The organism is Rhodanobacter sp. BL-MT-08 (assembly GCF_054161255.1).
Genome location: NZ_CP167872.1, coordinates 3976152 through 4002842, shown reverse-complemented (window position 1 = coordinate 4002842; position 26691 = coordinate 3976152). Strand labels below are relative to the sequence as shown.

Sequence of the window (26691 nt, the reverse complement as noted above, 5' to 3'; positions counted from 1 at the left end):
CCGGCGCCACCCGCGTTCAGAAAAAAAGCGGGCCGCTGGCCGCAGCGCAGCGGATGGCGCCGCAGTGGCAGGCGCTCAGCCGCGCTTGATCAGCAGATTCACCATGCGATGGAAAAACGCGCCGTACGGCGGCCCGAGCATGCCGGCACCGTTCAGGCGCGCCTGCCGGAACACCGGCTTCATGTGCGAAAAGGTGCGGAAGCCCGCTTCACCGTGGTAGCCGCCCATGCCCGACGGACCCACGCCGCCGAACGGCAGGCCGTGCTGGGCGATGTGGTACAGCGTGTCGTTGACGCTGACGCCGCCGGCCACGGTGCGCGCCAATACCGAGTCGATCAGCGCGCCGTCTTCCTCGAACAGGTACAGCGCCAGCGGATGCGGATGGGCGGCGACGTACGCGACTGCTTCGTCGATCGAGTCGTACGGCAGAAGCGGCAGCAGCGGGCCGAAGATCTCGTCGCGCATGATGTCCATGCTGTCGCTGACGTCGCTGACCAATTGCGGCGACAGGCGTCGACGCGAGGCGTCATCCGGCGCGTCGCCCAGCAGATGTACTTTCGCGCCCGCCGCCACGGCCTTGTCGCGCAGGCCGACCAGGCGCGCGTACTGGCGATCGGAAATGACGCTGGCGTACTGCTTGCTCTGCGCCAGCTGCGGATACATTTTTGCCACCGTGCGCTTGGCCACGTCGATGAATTCGGCCATGCGCGCGCGCGGCAGCAGTACGTAATCCGGCGCGATGCAGGTCTGTCCGGCGTTGACCAGCTTGCCGAACAGGATGCGCTCCACCGCGTTGTCGAAGCGCGCGCCGGGGCCGATGATCGCCGGCGACTTGCCACCCAGTTCCAGCGTCACGGGCGTCAGGTTGGCTGCCGCGGCGCGCATCACGTGGTGGCCGACGGCGGTGGAGCCGGTGAACAGCAGATGGTCGAACGGCAGCGACGAAAACGCCTGCGCCACGTCGGCATCGCCGGTGACTACGGTCACTTCATCGGGCCGAAAGTACTTGGCGATCTGCTCAGCGAACAGCGCCGAAAAGCCTGGCGTGAATTCGCTCATTTTCACCATGGCGCGATTGCCCGCGACCAGCGCGTCGACCAGCGGGCCGATGGCCAGATAGAGCGGGTAGTTCCACGGCACGATAATGCCGATCACGCCGAGCGGCTGCGGAATCATCTCGTTGCGCGCCGGCAGAAACGTCAGGCCCGGCAGCGAACGCAGCGGACGCATCCAGGCGCGGCCTTTCTTCAGCGCGTGGCGCACGGCGGACAGGCTGGGGAAAAATTCCAGCAGGTCGGTTTCCTCGGTCGGCCGCTGGCCGAAGTCGGCGCTGATCGCGGCGGCAAACGTGTGGCGCTGCTCGTTGAGCATGGTCTCCAGCGCGCGCAACCGGTTGGCGCGGGCCGGCCAGGCGGGCGTCGGGTCTTTCGCGTGCGCGGCGCGCAGCTGCTGCAGGCGGTCGGCAAGGCTGGCGTCGGTGAGACTCATCGGTCGTTCTCGCTAGGTTGAAGGCGTTACTGGAGGCCTTATCTGTAGCACACCGCAGGCGTCGCTGCGGTTGCACAGCAGCATTTGCGCGGAGGCAAAGAAAAGGCGCCGAAGCCTGTCGCTCCGGCGCCTTAGTTTTCCGGCGAAGGTTTGCTTATTCGCCGATGGTCAGCAGCGAGGCGTTGCCGCCGGCCGCGGTGGTGTTGACGGTGAGCGTGCGCTCGTTGGCAAAGCGCAGCAGGTAGTGCGGGCCGCCGGCCTTGGGACCCGTACCGGACAGGCCTTCGCCGCCGAACGGCTGCACGCCCACCACCGCGCCGATCTGGTTGCGGTTGACGTAGCAGTTGCCGACGCGGGCGTGGCTGCTGATGTAGTCGATGGTGTCGTCGATGCGGCTGTGGATGCCCAACGTAAGGCCGTAGCCGGTGGCGTTGATCTGCGCGACGACATTTTCCAGCTCGCTGCCCTTCCAGCGGATCAGGTGCAGGATCGGGCCGAACACTTCGCGCTGCAGCACGTCGAGCGAGGCGATCTCGTAAGCGCGCGGGGCGAAGAAGGTGCCGTGGTCGGTGACGGCGGCATCCAGTTTCACTTCGCCGATCTTTTTCGCTTCGCGGTCCATTCGCGCGGCGTGCTCGACCAGCAGCTTGCGCGCGTCCTCGTCGATCACCGGGCCGACGTCGGTGCTGAGCTGGCCCGGGTCGCCAACCGTCAGCTCACCCATCGCGCCGGCGAGCATGGCGACGACCTTGTCGGCGATGTCTTCCTGCACGAACAGGATGCGCGCGGCCGAGCAGCGCTGGCCGGCAGACTGGAAGGCCGAGGCGATGACGTCCTTGACGATCTGCTCGGGCAGGGCGGAGGAGTCGGCAATCATCGCGTTCTGCCCGCCGGTTTCGGCGATCAGGGTGGCGATGGCGGCGTTGCGCGCGGCCAGCGAACGGTTGATCGCCCAGGCCGTGTCGGTCGAGCCGGTGAAGGCGACGCCGGCGATGCGCGGGTCTTTCGTGAGTGCCGCGCCGACGGTGGCGCCGTCACCGGGCAGATACTGCAGCACGTCGGCGGGCACGCCGGCGGCATGCAGCAGCTGCACGGCCAGGTGGCCGATCAGGGTGGTCTGTTCGGCCGGCTTAGCGATGACCGCATTGCCGGCGGCCAGCGCGGCGCTGACCTGGCCGAGGAAGATCGCCAGCGGGAAATTCCACGGGCTGATGCAGACGAACACACCGCGGCCATGGAGGAACAGCTGGTTGCTCTCGCCGGTCGGGCCGGGCAGCTGCTCGGGCTGGCCGAACAGCCGGCGCGCCATGGTGGCGTAGTAGCGCAGAAAATCGGCCGCCTCGCGGATTTCGGCGATCGCGTCGGGCAGGCTCTTGCCGGCCTCGCGCACGCACAGCGCGACGAACTCGGCGCGGCGCGCCTCAAGCTGGTCGGCCGCGTGCTCGAGAATCGCGGCGCGGCTGGCCGCCGGCAGGCGATCCCAGCCCGGCTGTGCCGCTGCTGCGCTGGCGATAGCGTGGTCGACCGTGGCGCTGTCCGCGCTGACGTAGCTGCCGACGGTCTGCCGGCGGTCGGCCGGATTGGTCACCGTCACGGTCGGGCCGCTGGCGTTGGCGCCGGGCACCAGCGGGCCGGCCTTCCACGGGCCGGCGTGGGCATTCACCGCGTCGGCCAGGGCTTTGAGTTCGTTGTCGTTGGCAAAGTTGACGCCCATGGAATTTTTCCTGGAAATAGCATTGGAATGCGGCGCCAGCGCGGCATTCTCAGCGTAGAGATTCACCGGCAGCGGAATGCGCGGGTGCGGGATCGACGTAAAGGACCGAACCGTTTCGCACGGATCGGCGACCAGCTCGCGCACCGGCACGCTCTCGTCGACCACGCGGTTGACGAAGCTGGTGTTGGCGCCGTTCTCGAGCAGGCGGCGCACCAGATACGGCAGCAGGTCCTCGTGCGTGCCCACCGGCGCGTAGACGCGGCAGGGCACGTTCAAGTTCTGCGGGCCGATCACTTCGGCGTAAAGGTCGGTGCCCATGCCGTGCAGGCGCTGGTTCTCGTACGGCCGCCCCTGCGCCAGGTGATGGATCGCCGCGATCGTGTGCGCGTTGTGGGTGGCGAACTGCGGGTAGATCAGGTCGCTGCCGGCACCGAACAGGCGCCGCGCGCAGGCCAGGTAGGACACGTCGGTGTTCGGCTTGCGGGTGAACACCGGATAGCCGGGCAGGCCGTTTTCCTGCGCGCGCTTGATCTCGGCGTCCCAGTAGGCGCCCTTGACCAGGCGCACGTACCAGCGGCGGTTGGCGGCGCGGGCCGTTTCGATCAGCCAGTCGATCACGAACGGTGTGCGCTTGGCGTACGCCTGCACCACGATGCCCAGCCCGTTCCAGCCCTGCAGCGACGGGTGCGCGAACACGTCGCCGATGATGTCCAGCGACAGCTCGAGACGATCGGCTTCCTCGGCATCGACCGACAGCGCAATGCCGTATTTCATTGCGAGCTGCGCGAGTTCGAGCAGCTTTTCGGTCAGTTCGCGGCGGGCGCGCTCGCGCTTGGCGACCTCATAGCGCGGGTGCAGTGCGGACAGCTTTACCGAGATCGACGGCGCGTCGGTGTGGTTGGCGAACGGGCCGCGCCGACCGATGGCGGCGATGGCGTCGCGGTAATCCTGCTGGTAGCGCTCGGCGGTGGCGCTGGTCAGCGCCGACTCGCCCAACATGTCGTAGGAATAGCGATAAACCGCATGCTCCTTCTTCGCGCTGCGATCCAGCGCCTCGTCGATGGTGCGGCCCATCACGAACTGGTGGCCCATGATGCGCATGGCCTGGCGCACCGCCAGCCGGATCGCCGGCTCGCCGGCGCGGCCGACCAAGCGGCGCAGCGCGCTGGTCACGTCATGACGGGTTTCTTCGGCCAGGTTGACCAGATGCCCGGTCAGCATCAGTCCCCAGGTGGAGGCGTTGACGAAGACCGACTCGCTCTGACCCAGATGTTTTTTCCAGTTGGCGTCGCCGAGCTTGTCGCGGATCAGCTTGTCGGCGGTGGCCTTGTCCGGAATGCGCAGCAGCGCCTCGGCCACGCACATCAGCAGCACGCCTTCCTCGCTGGACAGGTCGTACTGGCGCATGAAGGACTCGACCACGCTCTGGTCCTTGGCGCGCCGGCGCACGCGGCTGACCAGGTCGGCGGCCACGTCGATGACTTTTTCGCGCTCGGTCGGTGGCAGGCTGGCCTGGGCGAGCAGGTCGTTGACCGCTTCGGTTTCGTCGCGCAGCCAGGCGGCAGTGATGCGCGCACGCGCAGGCGACGGATCGCCGGGCAGTTCGGAGCTGAGAATAGGCTGGGTCACGGGCTTTTCTAAAGAATCCGCGCAGGCGGACGGGAGCGCGGGATTGTACGCTGGCCATCGCGTTTTGCGTGCGTCATCCGGGCGCATCCCCGGCGGGAAAGCCAGACCCCGCGGTCTTATCGTGCAGGCCGTGCGGTGCATTGCGAGGCGCCATGTGGATGTGTGCGGGAGCCCGCACGCGCAGATCATTTGTCAAATGTCTGCTGCGGCATTGTTGCCCGCTGCCGCGCCGGGGCCTATCATTCCAACGTTACTGGCACGCTGGATCCTCATGATCGTGCTTCGACCGGTTGCTGACGATCTGCTGGGTGTGACGATGTGGCTCAAGCCCAATCGCTCGCTCAGCCGCCGCGGCATGCGTCGACTGATCGGGGTGCTGGCGTTACTGGCGCTGACAACGGCGGGACTGGGCGCGTGGCAGGGCAATGTGTTTGCACCGCTGTTCGCCCTGGTGGAATCTGTCGCTGTAGCGTGTGCGTTGAGCGTGGCCTGGCGGGCCGGCGATCGCAGTGAGCGCATCACCCTCGACGCGTCGTCGCTGGAGGTGCAGCTGCTGCCGAGCCGACGCTGCATGCAATTCCAGTCCTACTGGGTGCGCGTGCTGCTGAAGCCGGGTAACGGTCGTCAGCGCCTGCTGCTTTCATCGCACGGGCGCGAAATGGAGATCGGCGTTTTTCTGGGAGAGCAGGAACGCGTCGAGCTGTCAAAGAAACTCAGGGTGTTGCTGGCCACGATCAACGACCAGCAGCGCAAGTAGGTTCATCAAAGGTGCAACACATGACATCTGGCAGCATCAGGCGATCAATCACGGCAGCGGCGGCCCTTGCGGCAGCGCTGTTCGGCAGCGCGGCCAGCGCGGATCCGAAGCCATATCAATTGAACATGGCGCCGGGCGGTTCGACCTGGTCGCACGTGCCGTACGAGCTGAACAACTGGTCGTTCGGTGTGTGTGTCGTGATCGGCATTCTGGTGTTCGGCGCGATGTTCATCGCGATGTTCCGCTTTCGCAAATCGCGCGGCGCGGTCGCCGAAAAGTGGTCGCACAACACCAAGCTGGAAATCATCTGGACCACCGTTCCGGTGCTCATCCTGATTACGCTGGCCTACTTCGCCACCGGCGGCATCACCTCCTGGGCCGATACCACCGGCTCGCAGATGACTGTCAAGGTGACCGGCTATCAGTGGAAGTGGCGCTACGACTACGTGGATTATCTGGGCAAGCCGATCAGCAAGGTCGGCTTCATGTCCAAGCTCGACACGCAGAGCGACCAGACCCGCCAGCTCGGTTCGGGCATGGATCCTTATGCGGTGAAGGTCGGCGACGAAAGCACTTACCTGCTGAATGTCGACAAGCCGCTGGTCGTGCCGGTCGGTACCAAGATCCGCTTCGTCATCACCGGCGCCGACGTGATCCATTCGTGGTGGGTGCCGGCGCTGGGCTGGAAGCTCGACGCGATCCCGGGCATCGTCAATGCGGCATGGACCAACATCAAGGAGCCCGGCATTTACCGCGGCCAGTGCGCCGAGCTGTGCGGTCAGGATCACGGCTTCATGCCGATCGTCGTGGTGGCCAAGTCCAAGCCGGACTTTGCGAAATGGCTCGCCGACGAGCAGGCGAAGGCCAATCCGCCGCCTGCTGCCCCGGCATCGTCAGCGAGCGCTGCTGCGCCGAAGACGGCGCAGATTGCGCCGGTGTCCGCAGCAGCTAAAACCCCGGTCGCCAAGCAGGGCTGAACGTCGCTTTTGTAAACACGCTTTCGCACACGTCATCCACGTCGTCGCATTCCCATCAGGTTGAGGTCAAGCCCATGTCCCACGCAGCCACCCATGATCACCACGATGATCACCACGGCGCGCCGAAGAATTTCTTCCAGCGCTGGTGCATGTCCACCAACCACAAGGACATCGGCACGCTCTATCTGGTGTTTGCCCTGGTGATGTTCTTCATCGGCGGCAGTTTCGCCATGGTGATCCGCGCCGAACTGTTCAAGCCGGGCCTGCAGCTGGTGCAGCCGTACTTCTTCAACCAGATGACCACGCTGCATGCGCTGGTGATGATTTTCGGCGCGATCATGCCGGCTTTCGTCGGCCTCGGTAACTGGATGATTCCGCTGATGGTCGGCGCGCCGGACATGGCGCTGCCGCGCATGAACAACCTGTCATTCTGGATCATGCCGTTCGCCTTCATCTTGCTGCTGTCCACGCTGTTCCTGCCCGGCGGCGGCCCGGCCGGCGGCTGGACGATGTACCCGCCGCTGTCGCTGCAGAGCAGCTCGCTGGCCTACGTGGTTTTTGCTGTGCATCTGATGGGCATCAGCTCGATCATGGGCGCGATCAACATCATTGCCACCATTCTCAACATGCGCGCGCCCGGCATGGATCTGCTGAAGATGCCGGTGTTCGTGTGGAGCTGGCTGATCACGGCGTTCCTGCTGATCGCAGTAATGCCGGTGCTGGCCGGTGCGGTGACGATGCTGCTGACCGACAAGTACTTCGGCACCAACTTCTTCAACCCCGGCGGCGGCGGCGACCCGGTGCTGTATCAGCACATCTTCTGGTTCTTCGGGCATCCCGAGGTCTACATCATGATTCTGCCGGCCTTCGGCATTATCTCCGAGGTGATTCCGACCTTCGCGCGCAAGCCGATCTTCGGCTACAAGGCGATGGTGTTTGCGATTGCGTCGATCGCCTTCCTGTCGTTCATCGTGTGGGCGCATCACATGTTTGCGGTCGGCCTGCCGATGGGCGCCGAGATCTTCTTCATGTATGCCACGATGCTGATTGCGGTGCCGACCGGCGTGAAGGTGTTCAACTGGGTCAGCACCATGTGGGGCGGCTCGATGACCTTCGAAACGCCGATGCTGTTCGCCATCGCGTTCGTGATCCTGTTTACCATCGGCGGCTTTTCCGGCCTGATGCTGGCCCTGGTGCCGGCGGATTTCCAGTACCACGACACCTACTTCGTGGTGGCGCACTTCCACTACGTGCTGGTGACCGGCGCGCTGTTCGCAATCATCTCGGCAACCTATTACTGGCTGCCGAAGTGGTGCGGTCACATGTACAGCGAGTTCTGGGGCAAGATGCATTTCTGGAACAGCGTAATCTGGGTCAACGTGCTGTTCTTCCCGCAGCACTTCCTGGGTCTGGCCGGTATGCCGCGTCGCATCCCCGACTACAACGTGGCGTTCGCCAACTTCAACATGATCAGCTCGATCGGCGGCTTTCTGTTCGGCGCCTCGCAGCTGATCTTCCTCGGCGTGCTGGTGCATGCCGTGTGGCTCTCCAAGAAGAAGGCCACCGACCGCGTTTGGGAAGGTGCCAAGGGTCTGGAGTGGACGGTACCGTCGCCGGCGCCATTCCATACCTTCGACGTGCCGCCGGTGATCCGCGATGAAGATCTCGCGCACGGCCACGTCAACGATTGATCGGCAAGCCACCACCCATGACGCCCGTGCTGACCAGTGACGAGATCGAAAAGCGCCGTAAGGGTGTGCGGCGCACAGTGACGATCCTGGTGTCGATCGTCGTGGCGTTCTTTCTGCTGTCGTTCATCCAGATCGTGCTGATGAAGTAGCCGTATCGTCGCAGTGGCAGGTTATGCTCGGTCGCTGGCAGCGGCCGATCCGTTTGCAGTTCCCCGCGCTACCACGCGGGGTAAAGTCATCAAGAGAAGTCCACGGGGTTTCAACCATGGGTCAGTCGCACGACGCGTATTTCATTCCGAACAAAAGCTACTGGCCCTTCGTGGCCGCGGTGGTCATGTTCACCACCATGTTCGGTGCCGCGCACTGGCTCAATGCGCCTCCGGGCGATTCCGGCTTCGGCAAGACGGTGTTGATCGTCGGCGTGATCGGCGTGTTGGGCATGTTCTTCGGCTGGTTCCGTTCGGTGATCAACGAATCCCAGGCGGGCAGCTACAATCATCAGGTCGACACCTCGTTCCGCATGGGCATGATGTGGTTCATCTTTTCCGAGGTGATGTTCTTCGGCGCGTTTTTCGGCGCGCTGTTCTATATCCGCATGTTTTCCCTGCCCTGGCTCGGCGGCGAGGGCCATGGCGTGCTGACGCATGAGTTTCTGTGGAGCGACTACGCGGCTTCCTGGGGCTCCAACGCCGGCAACGGCCCGCAGCATATCGGCGGCGCGTTCCGCACCGTGCCGGCATGGGGTCTGCCGCTGCTCAATACGTTGATCCTGCTTTCGTCCAGCGTCACCGTCACGATTGCTCACCATGCGCTGCGCGCGGGGCATCGCGGCAAAATTCTGGTGTTTCTGGGCCTGACCGTGCTGCTGGGCGCTCTATTCCTGAATTTTCAGGCGCACGAATACATCGAGGCGTATCGCGAACTGAACCTGACCCTGCACAGCGGCGTCTACGGCTCGACGTTCTTCCTGCTGACCGGCTTCCACGGCCTGCACGTGACGCTGGGTACGATCATGCTGGCGGTGATCTGGTTCCGCGTGTTGAAAGGTCATTTCAACAAGGAGCACCACTTCGGCTTCGAAGCGGTAGCGTGGTACTGGCATTTCGTCGACGTGGTCTGGCTCGGCCTTTTCATGTTCGTCTACATTCTCTGAGCTTAGCGCCAAAAAAAGAAAAAGCCCGGCAGATGCCGTAATGCTGTTCACTTAAGCATTGCATCGTAGCCAGGGCGTCCCAAGAATCTGGCCTTCACGTGTTGAAGGCCGGATTTTTTTGTGTCTCTGCAAAGTGTTCTGTTTGATATCGATGAGCTGCACTCGTTCTCTGATCTGAGTACCTTCGCGCAGCACATTCCTGTCGAGTGGGTAGCCTCGGCGCTGGACCTTTCCTCCTCGGCCACAATTCGCCGCCGGCGTTTACCGTTGGATCAGGTGCTGTGGCTGGTGCTGGGCATGGCACTGTTTCGTAACGAGCCGATCTCGGAGGTGGCTCGTCGGCTGAACATCTGCGCACAAGGCTTGGCCAGCGACAGTCTGTTGGCGCGCAGTGGCGTCTCTCAGGCGCGTCAGCGCCTTGGCGCCGAGCCGCTGCAATGCCTGTTCCGTCAGACCGGCGAGTGCTGGGGCAAGGAGCGCTATCCCGGCGATGACTGGCACGGCTTGCAGGTGCTGGCCGCCGATGGCGCGGTGTTGCGCACCCCGGACACCCCGGCATTGCGTGAACACTTCGGCTCGGGCAATACCAGCACCGATCGCCAGACACCGTTCCCGATGATGCGACTGGTCGCCCTGATGAATGTCCGTTCGCACGTCATGCTGGATGCCCAGCTTAGTCCTTATCGGCGCAGCGAAATTCGCTTGGCCGATGAGTTCATCGACCGCATACCGGACCGCTCAATCACCCTGTTGGACAAGGGCTTCTGGAGCGCTGACCTGCTGCTGCGTCTGGCCGGTGGCGGCCAACAACGGCATTGGCTGATTCCTGCTCGCAAAAATCTGGTGTGCGAGACACGGGAGACTTACCACGCCGATGATCAGTGGGTGCAGATGAAGGTCTCGCCGCAGGCACGCAAACGTAACCCCGAACTGCCTGCGGTCTGGGAAGTGCGAGCCGTGAGCTACATGCACAAGGGACAGCGAAGAACGGTCTACACCTCGCTGCCAGCCGAGCACTACTCCAGCGAAGCCGTTGCACAGTTGTATCGGGAGCGCTGGGAAATCGAGTTGGGCTTCCGGGACATCAAGAGCTCCCTGCAACACAATGCCGTCACGCTGCGCAGCAAGACCGTCGCGTTGATCTATCAGGAAGTCTGGGGTTTGCTCCTGGGCTACAACGTGATCCGTCGCGAGGCCAGTCAGGCCGCCGTAGCGCACGGCCAAGAGCCAGCCCGAGTGCGCTTCAAGTTCGCCTATCAATACATCGCCGCCCAACTCATTGTCATGGCGGCAGCGCAACCTCTATCACGCACCGGAGTACGACTGGCTCAACTCAGGGCCGGAATCGGCAACCTGTTTCTGGATAGACGACCTCGGCCTTCCAGGCCGAGGTCCGTCAAAATATCCAAGACTCGCTACCCCGTGAATCGAAAGGCTGCTCCGCTTAAGTGAACAGCATTGCGCCATGAGGCAGCTTTTTCTTTAATGCGACTGCTGTCTGTTTGATGGTGTATCACGAACGTGCGATCTTGCTGCTGACCAGGGGAGGCGCGCGAATGCTGATCGCTCGCAGTCATTCCGTCCCATATTGAAATTTTATCAGTCAGCGTGCTCCTGCCGCGTGGTTATACGAAAGAGGTTTACCACATCGCCTAGCGCAACGCTTCCAACGTGGCCCGCGCCCCAACCCGATGCAGCGAGTCCAGCGCCCAGGTATAGGCGGCGACAAAGCGCGGATGCTCGACAAGATCGCCGAACAGCTCGCGGTTTTCGATAAAGGCCAGCGGATGGCGGCGATTGTTCCGCGCAATTGCATGTAGCTGATCCTTTAGCCGGTCGACGATCTCGATGGGCTCACCCTGTTCGTCGATGCCCTCGTCATAGCGCGCCCAGCTGGCGACCACGGCGGCGCTACGCTTGATCTCGCCGTTGTGCGCCAGCTGGTGACGAATCACCGGCACCAGCCATTTGGGAATGCGGTCCGAGCTTTCGGCGCACAGGCGCGCCAGGGTGTCGCGGATCTGCGGGTTGGCGAAGCGCTCGATCAGCGTCTTGCGGTAGAGATCGAGATCAACCCCGGGCAGCGGTGAGAGCGTGGGCGAGCCTTCCTCGACCATGTAGCCGAGCAGGAAGTCGACGAACAGCGGATCGTGGCAGACCTCGTGCGCGTAGCGGTAGCCGGCGAGGTAGCCGAAATACGTCAGCGCCTGATGGCTGGCGTTGAGCAGCCGCAGCTTCATCAGTTCATACGGCATGACCTCGTCGACGATCTGCACGCCGACGTCCTCGAACGCGGGGCGGCCTTCGTTGAAATGGTCTTCCAGCACCCACTGGGTAAACGGCTCGCACACGACCGGCCACGCGTCGTCGATGCCGAAGTGCTGCCTCACCTCGTCACGATCGGCATCGGTGGTCACCGGCGTGATGCGATCGACCATCGAGTTGGGAAACTTCACGTGCTCGGCGATCCACTCGCCAAGTTCAGCGTTCTTGCGACGCGCGTAGGCAGTGAAAGTAGCCTTGGCCACATCGCCGTTGCCCTGAATGTTGTCGCACGACATCACAGTGAATGGCGTGATGCCGCGAGCCCTGCGCCGTGCCAGCGCTTCCGTTACCAGGCCAAAGCTGGTCTTCGGTTCGGCGCCTTCGGCGAGATCGTGCTTGACGTCGGCGTTATCGAAATTGAATTCGCCGCTGACGTGGTGAAAGTTGTAGCCGCCTTCGGTGATGGTCAGCGACACGATGCGCACCTCGGGGCTGGCCATTTTTTCCAGCACTGTCTCGACGTCGTCCGGCGCGTAGAGGTACTCGACGATGGAACCGATGACCCGCGGCTCGTAGCTGCCGTCCGGATGTTTGACGACCAGCGTGTAAAGCCCGTTCTGCGCGTCCATCACGGTTTTCATGCGCTGATCCGCCGGCATCACGCCGACGCCGCAGATGCCCCAGTCGAGCGCGTTGCCGTCGTTCATCAGCCGGTCGAGATACATGGCCTGATGCGCGCGGTGAAAGCCGCCCACACCGAAGTGCACGATGCCGACGCCGACTTTGCTGCGATCGTAGCCGGGCACGGCGACGGCGGTATCGAGTTGATGGAGCGTGCTGGCATTGAGCTTGTGCATGGAAAAATCTTCTTGGATCGAGAAAGGGGGCGCGGGTCAACGGCGCACAACGAAGCCGATGCGGTGCCTGTCAGCTGGCCGCGGGCGCCTGCAGCAGAGACTGCTCGCTGGTGGCATCGAACACCTGCAGCTTGTCGGTCTGGCAGCGCAGGCGGATCGGCTCGCCCATCGCGACCGTCAGATGGCTTTCGATCTGTGCGGTGACGCGATACGGTCCAACCTGCACCTGGATCATGGTGACCGAGCCCAGCGGCTCGACCACTTCGACGACGCCGGACAGCACGTTCTCCGTGATCGGGTCGTTGGGTACCAGATAGCTCAGATGCTCGGGGCGGATGCCGACCACCGCCTCGGTGCCCGCGTGCGCCGCCAAAGCTTCGCCGCGCGCACCGGTCAGGGTCAAGCTGAAATGCTCGTTCGCCACGCTGCGCTTGTCGGCGCCGACCTTGCCGCGCAGAAAGTTCATCGACGGCGTGCCGATAAAGCCGGCGACGAAGATGTTGGCCGGCCATTCGTACAGGCGCTGCGGCGTGTCGATCTGCTGGATCTTGCCGTTGAGCATCACCACGATGCGCTGACCCATGGTCATCGCCTCGACCTGGTCGTGCGTGACGTAGAACGTGGTGACGGCCAGCCTGCGGTGCAGCTTGACGATTTCCGCGCGCATGTCGACACGCAGCTTGGCGTCCAGATTCGACAGCGGCTCGTCCATCAGGAACACCTGCGGCTGGCGCACGATCGCGCGGCCCAGCGCCACCCGCTGGCGCTGGCCGCCGGACAGCGCACGCGGCTTGCGCTCGAGCAGGTGGGCGATGTCGAGTACCTTGGCCGCCTCCTGCACGCGCGCGGTGATTTCCGCATCGGGCAGTTTTTTCAGGCGCAGGGCAAAGGCCATGTTTTCGAACACGCTCATGTGCGGATACAGCGCGTAGCTCTGGAACACCATCGCGATGTCGCGATCCTTGGGCGCCACCTGGCTGACGTCGCGCCCATCGATGCTGATTGTGCCGCCGCTGATGCTTTCCAGGCCGGCAATCATGCGCATGGTGGTGGTCTTGCCGCAGCCGGAAGGCCCCACCAGCACGATGAACTCGCCGTCCTTGGTGGTCAGGTTGAAACTGTCCACGGCGTTGTCGGCGGCATCGCTGCCCTTGCCTCCGTAGTTTTTGACGACGTCCTTCAGTTCAACGATGGCCATGAATAAACCTTTTCAGCAGATGGGGATGACGCGCTACTTCACGGCGCCAAAGGTGAGCCCGCGCACCATCTGCCGCTGGGCAAACCAGCCGAGCACGATGATCGGCGCAACGGTGAGCACCGAGGCGGCCGACATCTTGGCCCAGAACAGGCCTTCGGCGCTCTTGAACGAGGCGATATAGACGGCCAGCGTCGCGGCGGTGTGATCCGTCATGGTGAGGCTCCAGAACGACTCGTTCCAGGCCAGAATCAGCGCCAGCAGTCCGGCCGAGGCAATGCCGGGCAGGGCTAGCGGCAGGATCACCTTGCGCATCGTCTGCAGGGTGGTGGCACCGTCGATGTCCGCTGCCTCGACCAGATCCTTGGGAATATCCTTGAAGTATGAATAAACCATCCACACCAGCAGCGGCATGTTCATGGCGGTGAACAGCAGGGTCAGTCCGGCCAGGTTATCCAGCAGGCCAAGCTGCTTGTAGACCAGGTAAATCGGGATCAGCACGCCCACGGCCGGAATGAACTTGGTCGAGACCATCCAGACCAGGGTGAAGTCAGTGCGCTTGGTCGGGAAGAAGGCCATCGCATACGCGGCCGGAATTGCCAGCAGCAGCCCGACCAGGGTGGACACCACGGCCGAGACGACCGAGTTGAGCGCGTAATGCAGATAGCCGCTGCCCTGCTCCAGCGCCACGCGGAAGCTGTCCAGCGTGGGCACGAACAGAAAATGCGGGTCGATCGTGAACGCGTTCTGCTCGGTCTTGAAGGCCGTCAGCAGCATCCAAAGGATCGGAAAGAACATCACCAGCGCCACGAAGTACGCCAGCGCCGTCAGCAGGATGCCTCCTATGGTTCTGTCTTTCATCTACGGCTCCCCGCGTTCAAGTTGCCCGCCACGAAGCGGATCAGAAAGATCGAGAAGATATTCGCCAGGATGACCGCGCCGATCGCCGCTGCCGACGAGATGCCGATGTCGTACTGGAAAAACGCGGATTGATAGATGTAATAGGGCAGGTTGGTGGTTGCCGTACCGGGGCCGCCGGATGTCGTGGTGTAGATCTCGGCAAACGACGTCAGAAAGAAAATGCTTTCCAGCATCACCACCACGTACAGAACCTGGCCCAGATGCGGCACCACGATATGGCGAAACTCCTGCCAGCGGTTGGCGCCGTCCAGCCGCACGGCCTCGATCTGGTCTTCGGGCAGCGACTGCAGGCCGGTCAGCAGGATCAGCAGGGCAAACGGAATCCACTCCCACGACACCATGATGATGATCGACAGCATCGGATACTGCGCGAGCCAGTCGATCGGGTTCAGCCCCAGATGGCGAAACACCCAGGCCAGCAGGCCGTAGACCGGATGAAACAGCATGTTCTTCCAGATCAGGCCGGTGACCACCGGCATCACGAAGAACGGTGCGATCGCCAGCGTGCGCGCCACGCCGCGGCCGGCGAACGTGCGATTGAAAAGTATCGCCAGCCCCAGCCCGACGCCTACCGTGATGACCAAACTGGCGCCTACCAGCACCAGCGTATTGATCAGCGAATCCCAGAACGTGGGATCGGTGAACATCAGCTTGAAGTTGGTGATGCCGGCGAAGCCGGTGACGTCCGGCATCATCAGGTTGTAGCGCCGGAACGCGTAGTACAGCGTCATCACCAGCGGCACGATCATCCATACGAACATGAAGATCACGGCCGGCGCGAGCAGCCGGCGCACGGGCGCGCCGGACAGGTTGGCTTTAGCTTTGCCGCGAGACGGTACGGCGACGGCGGAGGACGACATAGGCGAATCCAGTAGTGTGCGGACCGCCGACGCCAGTGCGTCAGCGGTCGCGAGGGAGCTTTACTTGGTTTTGCCCGACTGGATCATCATGCGTTCGGTGAACGTCTGCGCCACCTGCAGGCCCTGATCCACCGTGGTCTGCCCGGCCAGGATGCCGGCCATGATCTGGCCAACGCGAGTGCCGATCGCCTGGAACTCGGGGATATCGACGAACTGGATGCCGACATAAGGCACCTGTTGCACCGACGGCTTGGTCGGATCGGCCGTGCCGATAGCCTGCGCCACCAGCTTGGCGAACGGCGCGACCTTCAGATATTCCGGATTGGCATAGGTCGACTGACGCGTGCCCGGCGGTACGGCGACCCAGCCCTTGGCCTTGGCCACCGTGGCGATATAACCCTTCGAGGTCGCCCAGTCGATAAAGGTCTGCGCATCGGCCGCGTGCTTGGACGATTTCGGAATCGCCAGTGCCCAGATGTACAGCCAGTTCGAACCGGCCTTGGTCACTTCGTGCGGCGACTGGGCAAAGCCGACGTTGGCGGCCACCTTGGAGGTCTTCGGATCGGCCAGATAGCCCGCCGCGACCGTCGCATCCACCCACATCGCGCACTGGCCGTTGGCGAACAGCGTTTCCGATTCGGTGAAGCCGTTGGAGGTCGCACCCGGCGGGCCGTATTGCGTCAGCAGAGTCTTGTACTGGTTGGCGGCATTCTTCCACGGCGCGGAGGTCAGCTCCGGTTTCCAGTTCATGTCGAACCAGCGGCCGCCGTAGGCGTTGACCATGGTGTCGAACAGCGCCATGTTCTCGCCCCAGCCGGGCAGGCCGCGCAGGCAGATGCCATACGTGCCCTTGGACTTGTCGGTGAGCTTGGCGGCGAACTGGCCGATCTGGGTCCAGGTCGGCTCGGCCGGCATGGTGAGCTTGGCCGCAGCGAACAGGTCCTTGCGGTAATACGTCATCGACGACTCGGCGTAGAACGGCAGCGCGTAGATCTTGTCGTTGTACGACAGGCCCTTGCGCACCGATGGCAGCAGGTCGTTGATGTCATAGTCCGCGGGCGGGGTCATCGGCATCAGCCAGCCGTTCTTTGCCCAGATCGGCGTTTCGTAGTTGCTGAGCATCACCACGTCGTACTGGCCGGCGCTGGTGGCGATATCCGTAGTGACCTTCTGGCGCAATTCGTTTTCCGGCAGGGTGACGAAATTCACCTTGACGTTGGGATGCAGCTTGCCGAACTCGCCGGACAGTTTCTGCATGGTCACCATGTCGGGGTTGTTCACCACCGCGACCGTAATGGCACTCTGCGCAGAGGCCACCGCCGTGGCGCCCATGCCTGCGATGAAAAGCAACGTCTTGATGGTCATCATTCGTCCTCAGTAGGCGTAAATGTCGATGTAGCGCGGTAGGTAGAGCTCGATTCGGCAGGGCAAAACCCGTTGAGGCTTGGCCGGCGCGATGGTTGAATCGGTGGAGCTACTAAGCAACTATCTTCGAACATTGCCCAAGCCTTGCGGGTGATGGATCGATCTAAATGACATTGCTGCGACTGCAGCAATGCGCTGCATCGAATCGGGGAAATCGATGGGGCCGAGGCGCACAAAACCGGCTGTCGGCCGCAAGATGCGCTTCCGCTATCGGCTGCAAAATGCGCGGGCGATGTTGCAGGGCGAGATGGACTGTTGGTCCGTTCAATTTCATAACGCGCCAAAGCGTTTCACGTAAAACGGCGCCCGGTGGCATGGCCTGGTTTGCGATCGTCCAGCCAACCGGCTGATGTCTGTGCAGGCGAGTCAACCTTCAACCTGATTTTCATAATCGGACATCAGCGCCACTTTCTTCGCCGAGGCCGACGCGTCGTCGAACGTGTATGTCACCCACTCACGTGCCAGACGGCGCGCCAGCTCCAGCCCGATCACGCGCTGACCAAACGCCAGCACCTGAGCGTTGTTGCTCAGCACCGCGCGTTCCACCGAGTAGCTGTCATGCGCCGTCACCGCGCGTACGCCGGCCACCTTGTTCGCGGCAATGGCGACGCCCAGACCCGTGCCGCAAACAAGCAGGGCACGGTCGGCGGTGCCGGCGGCGATCATCTTCGCCGCGGCGATGGCCACGGTGGGGTAAGGCGTGTGGCTGTTCGAGTCCACGCCGATGTCTTCGACGAGTTCGATGTTCGGGTTGGCTTCCAGGTCCGCTTTCAGCGCTTCCTTGTATTCGAAGCCGGCGTCGTCGGAACCGACAACGATCCGCAGTTTACGGTTCATGGAGTGCCTCGTTGTGTGCATCGGGCGTTCTGTCCGACGGTGAGTCGACGTCGCCGAAACAGTTGTCGATCGCTTTCTCCGGCGCTTGCACGCCGTTGGCCGGGAGCGTCCGAGAACGCTCCCGGTTTGATACGGGTTACTTGCTGCTGAGCGTGAACGGCGAGGTGTAGTCGCCGACATTGGCCTTGGTCACCAGGATGCAGTCGAACAGCTGCTTCTCGGTCGCCGCGCCGGTCTTGCCGGTTTTTACGAACGCATCGGCTTCGTCCAGCGCCTTGGCGGCAAACGTCGCCACCGGCTGCAGGACGGTGTACTGCAGTTCGCCAGCCTTGATCGCGGCGATGGCATCGGGTGAACCGTCGAAGCCGCCGATCTTGACGTTCGCCAGCTTGCCGGCTTCCTTCAGTGCGGCGATGGCGCCGAGTGCCATCTCGTCATTGCCGCTGATTACGCCGGTGATGTTCGGGTTCGCCTGCAGCATGCTCTGCATCTTGTCGTGGCCCTTGGTGCGATCCCAGTCGGCGACCTGCGAGCCGACCTTTTTCAGGTTCGGGTATTGGCTGAGCACCGTGTTGAAACCGTTCGAGCGGGTAGCGGCATTGTTGTCCGACGGCGAACCGAGCAGCTCGACATAGTTGCCGGTCTCGCCCATGTCCTTGACCCACTGCTGTGCACCGAGAGCGGCGCCCTGCGCGTTGTTGGAAACCAGCTGCGCCTTGGCGAGACCTTCCTGGTTGATCTCGGCATTGATGATGATGACCGGGATGTTCGCGGCGACCGCTTTCTTCACCGCGCCGATCGATCCGCTCGCGTTGGCCGGGTCGAGGATGATGGCGACCGACTTATTGGTGATCGCCGTGTCGATCAGGTTGCTTTCGGTGTTGGTGTCGCCCTTGGATGCGCCGACGGTCGCCTGATAACCCAGCTTTTCTGCCTCGGCCTTGGCGACATTGCCCTCGGTCTGCCAGTACGGATTGGACGGATCATTGACGATGATCGAGATCAGGCCACCGGCCTTGCTGGCATCGCCCGGAGCCGCGCTGGCACCGGAGTCAGGCGATTTGGAGCAGGCGGCGAGGGCGAGGGCGCCAACCACGGCGACGGTCACCAGCTTTAAAGCGATAGCTTTGCGAGACATGGAATGCTCCTGTTGTTGAGGGGTAAATCGCCGACTAGCCGGCAGTCTTCTTGATTACTGCGCCGGTCACGGAGACCGGGTCTTTCGTTCGCGCAGACAGGGAACCGCCGCCGTTTTTGTCCGCGCGCTTGCCCGGGCGGCGGTACTGCACCGCGTTGAGCAGCACGGCAAGCACGATGACCGAGCCGGTGAACACGGTTTGCCAGTAGGCCGATACGCCGATGATCACCAGCCCGTCGGACAGGAAGCCGATGACAAACGCGCCAAGCAGGGTGCCGCGGATATTGCCGTGGCCGCCGGTCAGCGCTGCGCCGCCGATGACCACCGCCGCGATGGCGGTCAGCTCGTAGGAGGTGCCGGCCGTCGGGCCGGCCGAGGTCAGTTCGGACGACAGGATCAGGCCGGCGATGGCGGCACACACGCCGGAAATCACGTAGACGTAGACCTGCACCTTCTTCACCGGCACCCCGGAAAGCTGCGCCGCGCGCTCGTTGCCGCCGGAGGCATACAGCCAGCGGCCAAACACCGAGCGGGTCAGCACGACGCTGAAGATCAGTGCGATGGCCGCGAGCACCAGCACGCCGATCGGCACATTGAGCAGGCGATTGAAGCCCAGCCAGTCGAAGCCGGTGTTGCCCAGTTCGGGCTTGCCGCCGAGGTTGTTGTAGGTCAGGCCATTGGTCATCAGCAGCGCGACGCCGCGCACCACGTAGAGCATGCCCAGGGTCGCGACGAAGGCGGGCACCTTGAACCGCGCGATCAGCACGCCGTTGATCAAGCCCACCAGCGCGCCGAGCGCGCAGGCCACGATCACCACCACCCAGACCGACGGGAACAGCGTCACGCCAAACGTCTTCAGCGTCACGCCGTGCATCAGAAAGCCTGCCATCACGCCGGAAAGCCCGAGCGTCGAACCGACCGACAGATCGATGCCGCCGTTGAGAATGACCAGCAGCATGCCGATCGCCAGAATGCCGTAGATCGCCACATGCGAGGCCATGGTGAGAAAGTTGTTGAGCGAAAAGTAGTACGGCGACATGCTGGAGAAAACGATGATGATCACGATCAGCGCGAAGAAGGCACGACCTTCCAGCAGCAGCTTGCCCACGCTCAGCCCACTGAACCGGCCCGCGCGTGCGGGCGCGGTGGCTGGGCTCGAATCGTTGCGGCGTTTGTCGGTCATGGTCGGCTTCCGTTGTGCTTGGTGACGTTGTGCGTGGCGATCATGCGACCACGGCCTCGCCCGAGGCGGCCATGATCTGTTCCTTGGTGACATCCGGGCCGAACTCGGCGGAAATCCTGCCCCGCCGCATCACGATGATCCGGTGCGCGATGCTCAGGCACTCGCTGACCTCCGAGGTCGAGAACAGCACAGCCAGGCCTTGCGCCGCGCGCTCGCCGAGCAGGCGAAACACCTCTGCCTTGGCGCCGATGTCGATGCCGCGGCTGGGCTCGTCCAGCAGAATCACCTGCGGCTGCGTCATCAGCATCTTGCCGATGACTACCTTCTGTTGATTGCCGCCGGACAGCGATCCGATCGGCGCACTCCCGCCGGGGGTCTTGACGTGCACATCGCGGATCGCATTGTCGACCAGCGCATGCTCGTCCGGGCGCGACATCAGCAGTCCGCGGACAAAGGCGCCAATGCTGGCCAGCGAGAGATTGGCGCCGACCGACATCGTCTGCACCAGACCGTCGCGCTGCCGATCCTCCGGCACCAGGCCCAGGCCCCGTTCGATACGGTCGGCGATGCTGAGGCGAGAGATGTCCTGCCCCTTGAGCAGAATGCGCCCGCCGGTCATCGGCACGCGTCCTGCAATCGACTCCATCAGTTCGGTGCGCCCGGCGCCCATCAGGCCGTAGATGCAGACAATCTCGCCCGCACGAACGTCAAGCGACAGACGATTGACTACCGAGCGTTCCGGGTTCGCCGCATCGGCGATGCTGACGTCATCGATGCTCAACGCGACCTCGCCGAGTTCATAGCCGTCCGGCGGCGAGCCGAGGTTGAAGTTTTCGCCGACCATGTTGCGCACGACCCATTCGAGATCGATGTCCTTCGCCTCGGCGGTCGCAGTGATGTTTCCGTCGCGCAGCACCACGGCGTGGTCGGTGATCTCCAGCGCCTCCTCGAGGTGATGGGAGATGTAGACGATCGAGACGCCGCGGCTGGTCAGGTCGCGGATCACCTTGAACAGCAGTTCGACCTCGGCGGCGCTGAGCGCCGACGTGGGCTCGTCCATAATCAGGATGCGCGAGTTCACCGACAGCGCGCGCGCAATTTCCACGAGCTGCTGCTGGCCCAGGCGCAGCGCCTGGATCAGCGTGGTTGGCGCAATGTCTTCCTCCAGACTGGCCATCAGCGCGGCGGTCTGACGCGCCTCTTCGGCGAAGTCCACACCGTAGGCGGTGCGCAGTTCGCGGCCCATGAAGATGTTGTCGCGCACGTTGAGGTTCGGCGCGAGGCTGAGTTCCTGGTGGATGATCGAGATACCGCGATCACGCGCCTCGACGGTCGAGCTGAAGGTCACCGGCTCGCCGTCGAGGACGATGCTGCCCGAGGTTGGTGTTTCCACGCCGGAAAGAATCTTCATCAACGTCGACTTGCCCGCGCCGTTTTCACCGAACAGCGTGGTGACCTTGCCGCGATGGATCTCGAAATTGACGCCCTTCAGCGCGTGCGTATTGCCATACGATTTGACGATGTCGCGCGCGGCCAGCACGACGTCGCCGGTGCGGCTGGCGCTGTCGGGGCTCCTCGTCATTGCACGCTCAGCGTCACCGGCGTGACCAGCCAGTTGTTGGGGTTGATCAGTTCGAAGACGCCGACGACGGTGATCTTCTTGCCGGTGAGCTTGCTGGTGTCGAGCTTGGACAACACGGCTTGCTTCATCGCGTTGTTCAGCGCCGAACCGGCGTTCTGGTATTCGATCTGGTTGACGAACTGACCGAACGTGATGGTGCCGGTGGCGTCGCGCAGATCCGTGCCGTTGATCGCCGGGCCGGTCTGCACGCGGACGGTCACCGTTGCGGGTACGCCGTCGATGGCCACGTGGTAGACGCCCGACTGTCCTTCGCCCACGGTGCCGGTGAATTTGACCGATATTTCCGGCCCGGTATTCGCGGGCACGCCGTAGGTCTTGATGGCGGCCGCCTGATCCTTGGCCACCGCAGCGGCTAGGGTCGCCGCGTCGACGGCGCGTTTTTCCACCGCCGCCTGAATTTTCGGAAACTCGGTCTGGCCGAACTGCTCGGGCGAAAACGCGCCGGACTGAGCGGCCGTGTCGGCGCCGATCTTGACGACCTTGGTTCCCAGGCCCATCGCGACCAGGACGATCACCGCAAGCGCCGCGGCAATCGCGCGGCGTGCAGCGGGGCTGAGTTTTTTCTTCGTCGACGTCGTCACGGTCATACCAACGCGAGCTTGGCGCCGATGGATTTCTCCATGCTGCGCAGGATAAGAAAACACGAGGTGGCGCCCGCATCGAGTACGCCGATCGAACGCTCGCCCAGGCGGGCCGCGCGGCCGATACGCGCCTGCATGTCCCTGGTCGAGTCCTTGCCCTTCTCGGCGGCGGTGCTCATCAGCTGCAGCGCAGTCGTGAAGTCCGCGCCGTGGGCGAGCGCGGCGTCAAACGCGTCGGTTGCCGGCTGCAGGGTGTCGACCAGGGTCTTGTCGCCGACCTTGGCCTCACCGAGTTCGCCGATGGATTCCAGGCCCTGCCGCAGGGCTTTGGCGAACAGCGCGGCGTCGAGCGTATCGTTGCCCTTGAATGTCTCGCCAAAGCGCATGAAGAAACTGCCGTAGAGCGGCCCCATCGAGCCGCCGATGCCGTCCATCAGCGACTCGGCCAGCGTGTCGAAGGCGCGCGGCAGATCGGTGCTGCCGTCCTTGTCCAGCCGCTGCGCGCACTGCGAGAAGCCCTTGCTCATGTTGATGCCGTGGTCGCCGTCGCCGATGGCGGCGTCGATCTCGGACAGATAGTCACGGTTCTCGCGGATCACCGCGATCAGGTCGCGCACGACAAAGGCCGAGTCGGCCATCGGCAGGCTTTGCGTGCTCATGCGCCGGCTCCAACGGTCAGGCCGATGCTGCTGCACGGATGCGCCAGAAGTTCACGCAGCTCGTCGTCGAGGCGGGTAATGGTTAGCGTCACGCCCATCATCTCCAGCGAGGTGAACAGGTTGCCGACGAAGCGGAAGCCGATCTTTACCCCTGCGGCGGCCAGTTGGTCGGCGACTTCGGCATACAGAATGTATTGCTCCATCACCGGCGTGGCGCCTAGTCCCGAGATCAGCACGGCGACTTCATCGCCGCGGGCAATGGGAAAGTCGGGCAGGACGATGTCGAGCATCATCTTGGCCATGTCCTTGGCCGGCACAGTCTTGGTCACGCTGACGCCATGCTCGCCGTGATGGCCGATACCGAGCTCCATCTCGCCGTCAGCGATGTGGAAATTGGCCTTGCCGTTGGCCGGAATGGTGCAGGCGGACAGCCCGATACCGACCGAGCGGGTGTTGTCGATGGCCTTGCGTGCGCTGGCAATCACCGCGTCCAGATCGCCGCCGAGGGCGGCGCGCGCGCCGCCGGCCTTCCACATCAGGATTTCACCGGCGACGCCACGGCGCTTTTCGCGCTCAGTTGCCGGTGCAGAGGCCACGTCGTCGTTGGCCACGACGGTCTTGACTTCGATGCCCTGCGCCGCAGCCAGCTTCACCGCCATCCTGACGTTCATGTTGTCGCCGGCGTAGTTGCCGTAGAGGCAGGCCACGCCCGCGCCGCCATCGGCACGCTTGAACGCGCCGAGAAAACTCTTCGCCGTCGGCGAGGAAAAAATCTCGCCGATCGCCACGCTGTCCAGCAGGCCCGGACCGGTAAAGCCGAGGAATGCCGGCTCGTGGCCGGAACCGCCGCCGGTGACCACGCCGACCTTGCCGGCCGCGATCGGTGCGGCGTTGCCGATGACGCGGGCGTTGTCCGCATCCAGGCTCAATTCCGGGTGCGCCGCGACGATGCCGCGGAGCATGTCTTCCACCACGTTGTCCGGATCGTTGATGACTCGATTCATGCTGCCGTTCCTGATGGTGAGGCCTGGATGTTGGCTGTCTGCCCGGTGCTGCACGACGGGGGCGAACGGGAGGTTGCCCCGCATTCGCCCGACCGCCGGGCCGATTCATGCATTGGGATCGAGAACCACTTTGAGCGACTTGTCTCCGCGCTCCATCACGGCCAGCGCTTCGGCAAACTGCGCCAGCGGGTAGGTATGGGTGACGATGCCGCGCACGTCGATCTTGCGCGAGCCGATGAAATCGATGGCGCGCGGGTACATGTACGGACCCAGATGCGAGCCGAGCACGTCCAGCTCCTTGCGGTCGCCGATGATCGACCAGTCGACCGTGGCTTCGTCGTTGAACACGCTGAATTCCACAAAGCGGCCGAGCTTGCGCAGCATCGCCAGGCCCTGGTTGACCGCCTTGTGATGCCCGGTGGCCTCGATATAGATGTCGCAGCCGTAGCCGTCGGTGATCGCCTTGATCTTTTCCAGCACGTTTTCCTGCGCCGGATTCCACACTTCGTCGGCGCCCATGCGCAGCGCCAGCTCCGCGCGCTCGGGTTTCAGATCCAGCACGATCAGCTTCTTCGGGTTGCGCAGGCGCACCGCGCCGATGATGCCCAGGCCCAGCGTGCCGGCGCCGGCCACCACGACGATGTCGTCCAGGCCGACATTGGCGCGGTCGGCCGCGTGCAGCGAGCAGGCCAGCGGCTCGATCAGGATCGCTTCTTCCGGCGGAATGCTGTCGGGCACTTTGTGCACGATGCCTTCCTTGGTGAAGATCATGTACTCGGCCATCGCGCCCTGCACGTTGTTCTGGAAGCCGTACAGGTCGTGCTTCTGGCACATCCAGTACTGGCCGTGGGTGCAGAAGCGGCAGCCCCAGCACGGCACGATCTGTTCGGAAATCACGCGATCGCCCACCGCCACGCCGCGGCTTTCGGCGCCAGGCCCGAGGCCGACAACGCGGCAGACGAATTCGTGACCGGGAATCATCGGCGGCTTCACGTAACGCGGCTGCTCGGCGTCGCCCCAGAACGATGGCGCGCCGCGGTAAGTCTTGACGTCGCCCATGCAGATGCCGCACAGCTCGACCTTGGTGAGGATCTCGTCCGGGCCCGGCACCGGTACCGGTACTTCTTCCAGTCGGTAATCGTTGGGTGCGTAGCAGACCACCGCCTTCATGGTCTTGGGGATGGCCGCCGCCGGATCGACGGGGCCGCTGGCGCTTTGCGGATGATCAATCACGCTGGACATGACGACTTTCTCCTGGATCGGTGTGCTTGAGGGCTTGTTCTTGGAAGGCGCTGCCCACTGGGGAGGGGCGGGGAAAGCAGCCGGCCCGGCTGGCGCACGGTTATTGTTCTATTGATCATGAGAGTATCATTTGATACTCGGGACTCGGATAGTAGGCGCAGTCCATTTTGAGTGTCAACGACAGAATTTCGCTTTCCTGATTATTAATTTTGCCGCTAAGTAATTGGTGCTAAGCAACATTTCTCGCTAGCCGGCGTTGTGCATGAGGTAATCAGCGACCATCGCTATAAAGTGCGATGCCTTGATCACGGAGTAATGGCAGAGTGCGCGTGATGAACAAATGATCTTATACTGAACAGATGTGCAAACTTGTCGCGCGCTCGCGTCCCGGCGCGAGCGTCACCGCCTCAGCGAATGGAACGGCAGAACCATGTCTCCCGAACAACTGACCCAGCTGGCCAAGCTTTACTACGTCGACGGCATGACGCAGGAGGACCTGGCGACAAAGTTCTCCATGTCGCGGGTAATGGTGGGGCGCCTGCTCAAACGGGCGGTCAAGGAGGGCGTGGTCGAAATACGCGTGCGTTTACGGCATCCACCGGAGCAGACGCAGGCGCTGGAGAACGCGTTGATCGAACGCTTCGGTATCCAGCGGGCGATCATCTCGGTGGATCACAAGGACCTGGACAGCCAGCGCGACCTGCTCGCCGGTCTGGTCGCGGGCTATCTCGATCACACCCTGAGCGACAGCAGCATCGTCGCGGTGGGTATGGGCCGCAACGTGAGCGCGGTGTCCAAGCATGCGGTCTCGGCCCGGCAGCGCAACTGCTCGTTCGTGTGCGCCATCGGCGGCTCCTATCGCGGCGGCGAGGCCATGAATGCGGACCACATCTGCCGCCACCTGGCCCTGCGTTTCGGCGGCGCCAGCGTGACGCTGTACGCGCCGGCCATGGTCAGCGACGAGCGCTCCCGCAGCGACCTGCTGGAAAACGACACCGTGCGCCAGTCGCTCAACAAGGCCCAGCGGGCAGATATCGCCCTGGTCGGCGTGGGCGACATCCTCGAGGACAGCAACATGGTCCGCATGGGCTGGTTCACCACCGATGAAATCAAGGCCGTGCGCGAGCTCGGCGCGGTCGGCGACATCATGGGTTACGACTTCATCGACATCCACGGGCGCCTGGCCAATACGCCGCTGGCCGGGCGCGTCATCGGCCTGACCCTGGAAGACCTGCGGCGCATTCCCAACGTGATTGCGATCGCCAGCGAACCGACCAAGGTTACCGGCATTCTCGGTGCGCTGCGCACCGGCGCGATCAACACCCTGGCCACGACGCAGTCGATCGCGCAGACCGTACTGAGTCTGGCCCAGGCGACCGAAACGCCGCGCGCCTAGCCGCCCGCAGGCTCACACAGAAGCGTTGCCGGACGCCATGGTCACGGCATGACGCATAATATCAACGTATCGCCTTT

At 63.4% G+C, this 26691-nt stretch carries 22 protein-coding genes; 7 read left to right on the top strand and 15 right to left on the bottom strand.

The genetic code is table 11. The annotated features are described in order from the left end of the window. Positions 1 to 75: 75 nt before the first annotated feature. Complete coding sequence (locus ACDK93_RS17865; protein ID WP_458070366.1) at positions 76 to 1488, bottom strand: coniferyl aldehyde dehydrogenase; 1413 nt, start codon at positions 1486 to 1488, stop codon at positions 76 to 78. A gap of 154 nt (positions 1489 to 1642) precedes the next feature. Beyond that, on the bottom strand, positions 1643 to 4831 hold the full coding sequence (putA, locus tag ACDK93_RS17860; RefSeq protein ID WP_458070365.1) for a bifunctional proline dehydrogenase/L-glutamate gamma-semialdehyde dehydrogenase PutA: 3189 nt from the start codon (positions 4829 to 4831) through the stop codon (positions 1643 to 1645). A 316-nt stretch (positions 4832 to 5147) separates the two neighbouring features. Here putA and ACDK93_RS17855 point away from each other — a divergent pair, with 316 nt between their 5' ends. The 6 genes from ACDK93_RS17855 to ACDK93_RS17830 all read left to right on the top strand — a co-directional run bounded on the left by ACDK93_RS17855 (position 5148) and on the right by ACDK93_RS17830 (position 10861). Next, a complete protein-coding gene (locus tag ACDK93_RS17855; protein WP_458072523.1) occupies positions 5148 to 5588 on the top strand; it encodes a DUF2244 domain-containing protein in 441 nt (146 codons plus the stop codon). A gap of 20 nt (positions 5589 to 5608) precedes the next feature. Further along, positions 5609 to 6565, top strand: coding sequence for a cytochrome c oxidase subunit II (gene coxB, locus ACDK93_RS17850; protein WP_458070364.1), 957 nt, complete (start codon positions 5609 to 5611; stop codon positions 6563 to 6565). 74 nt (positions 6566 to 6639) lie between these two features. Next, on the top strand, positions 6640 to 8256 hold the full coding sequence (gene ctaD / locus ACDK93_RS17845) for a cytochrome c oxidase subunit I (RefSeq protein WP_458070363.1): 1617 nt from the start codon (positions 6640 to 6642) through the stop codon (positions 8254 to 8256). Between the two features lie 17 nt (positions 8257 to 8273). Beyond that, a complete protein-coding gene (locus tag ACDK93_RS17840) occupies positions 8274 to 8405 on the top strand; it encodes a hypothetical protein (protein ID WP_458070362.1) in 132 nt (43 codons plus the stop codon). Positions 8406 to 8521: 116 nt separating this feature from the next. Next, positions 8522 to 9409 (top strand): cytochrome c oxidase subunit 3, encoded by an 888-nt coding sequence (locus ACDK93_RS17835; RefSeq protein WP_458070361.1) that lies wholly within the window; start codon positions 8522 to 8524, stop codon positions 9407 to 9409. 120 nt (positions 9410 to 9529) lie between these two features. Then, complete coding sequence (locus ACDK93_RS17830) at positions 9530 to 10861, top strand: IS4 family transposase (protein ID WP_458070360.1); 1332 nt, start codon at positions 9530 to 9532, stop codon at positions 10859 to 10861. Positions 10862 to 11061: 200 nt separating this feature from the next. Here ACDK93_RS17830 and ACDK93_RS17825 read toward each other — a convergent pair whose 3' ends face one another. From ACDK93_RS17825 to ACDK93_RS17765, 13 genes are all read right to left on the bottom strand, one after another. Further along, positions 11062 to 12531, bottom strand: coding sequence for a mannitol dehydrogenase family protein (locus tag ACDK93_RS17825; protein ID WP_458070359.1), 1470 nt, complete (start codon positions 12529 to 12531; stop codon positions 11062 to 11064). Between the two features lie 70 nt (positions 12532 to 12601). After that, positions 12602 to 13729, bottom strand: a complete 1128-nt coding sequence (locus ACDK93_RS17820; protein ID WP_458070358.1) for an ABC transporter ATP-binding protein — start codon at positions 13727 to 13729, stop codon at positions 12602 to 12604. Between the two features lie 33 nt (positions 13730 to 13762). Beyond that, positions 13763 to 14587 (bottom strand): carbohydrate ABC transporter permease, encoded by an 825-nt coding sequence (locus tag ACDK93_RS17815; protein ID WP_179478015.1) that lies wholly within the window; start codon positions 14585 to 14587, stop codon positions 13763 to 13765. Continuing rightward, positions 14584 to 15507 carry a carbohydrate ABC transporter permease gene (locus ACDK93_RS17810; RefSeq protein WP_458070357.1) on the bottom strand — a complete coding sequence of 308 codons (924 nt, stop codon included), beginning with the start codon at positions 15505 to 15507 and terminating at the stop codon, positions 14584 to 14586. The genes ACDK93_RS17815 and ACDK93_RS17810 overlap by 4 nt, the downstream gene beginning before the upstream one ends. A 60-nt stretch (positions 15508 to 15567) precedes the next feature. Continuing rightward, positions 15568 to 16872 carry an ABC transporter substrate-binding protein gene (locus tag ACDK93_RS17805; protein ID WP_458070356.1) on the bottom strand — a complete coding sequence of 435 codons (1305 nt, stop codon included), beginning with the start codon at positions 16870 to 16872 and terminating at the stop codon, positions 15568 to 15570. A gap of 426 nt (positions 16873 to 17298) precedes the next feature. Next, positions 17299 to 17769, bottom strand: a complete 471-nt coding sequence (locus tag ACDK93_RS17800; protein ID WP_458070355.1) for a ribose-5-phosphate isomerase — start codon at positions 17767 to 17769, stop codon at positions 17299 to 17301. A gap of 136 nt (positions 17770 to 17905) precedes the next feature. Next, a complete protein-coding gene (locus ACDK93_RS17795) occupies positions 17906 to 18907 on the bottom strand; it encodes a substrate-binding domain-containing protein (RefSeq protein WP_458070354.1) in 1002 nt (333 codons plus the stop codon). 34 nt (positions 18908 to 18941) lie between these two features. After that, complete coding sequence (locus ACDK93_RS17790) at positions 18942 to 20090, bottom strand: ABC transporter permease (RefSeq protein ID WP_458070353.1); 1149 nt, start codon at positions 20088 to 20090, stop codon at positions 18942 to 18944. A gap of 40 nt (positions 20091 to 20130) precedes the next feature. After that, positions 20131 to 21672 (bottom strand): sugar ABC transporter ATP-binding protein, encoded by a 1542-nt coding sequence (locus ACDK93_RS17785; protein ID WP_458070352.1) that lies wholly within the window; start codon positions 21670 to 21672, stop codon positions 20131 to 20133. Next, entirely contained in the window at positions 21669 to 22313 is a 645-nt protein-coding gene (locus ACDK93_RS17780) for a DUF2291 family protein (protein WP_458070351.1), read from the bottom strand. Before ACDK93_RS17780 ends, ACDK93_RS17785 begins: the two co-directional genes overlap by 4 nt. 2 nt (positions 22314 to 22315) lie before the next feature. Then, a complete protein-coding gene (dhaL, locus tag ACDK93_RS17775; RefSeq protein ID WP_458070350.1) occupies positions 22316 to 22972 on the bottom strand; it encodes a dihydroxyacetone kinase subunit DhaL in 657 nt (218 codons plus the stop codon). Beyond that, on the bottom strand, positions 22969 to 23976 hold the full coding sequence (locus tag ACDK93_RS17770; protein WP_458070349.1) for a dihydroxyacetone kinase subunit DhaK: 1008 nt from the start codon (positions 23974 to 23976) through the stop codon (positions 22969 to 22971). The genes dhaL and ACDK93_RS17770 overlap by 4 nt, the downstream gene beginning before the upstream one ends. A gap of 105 nt (positions 23977 to 24081) precedes the next feature. Next, entirely contained in the window at positions 24082 to 25218 is a 1137-nt protein-coding gene (locus ACDK93_RS17765) for an MDR/zinc-dependent alcohol dehydrogenase-like family protein (RefSeq protein ID WP_458070348.1), read from the bottom strand. Positions 25219 to 25648: 430 nt separating this feature from the next. Here ACDK93_RS17765 and ACDK93_RS17760 point away from each other — a divergent pair, with 430 nt between their 5' ends. Then, the gene (locus ACDK93_RS17760) at positions 25649 to 26614 is read left to right on the top strand and encodes a sugar-binding transcriptional regulator (RefSeq protein WP_458070347.1); all 966 of its coding nucleotides are present in this window, start codon (positions 25649 to 25651) and stop codon (positions 26612 to 26614) included. Positions 26615 to 26691: the final 77 nt, after the last annotated feature.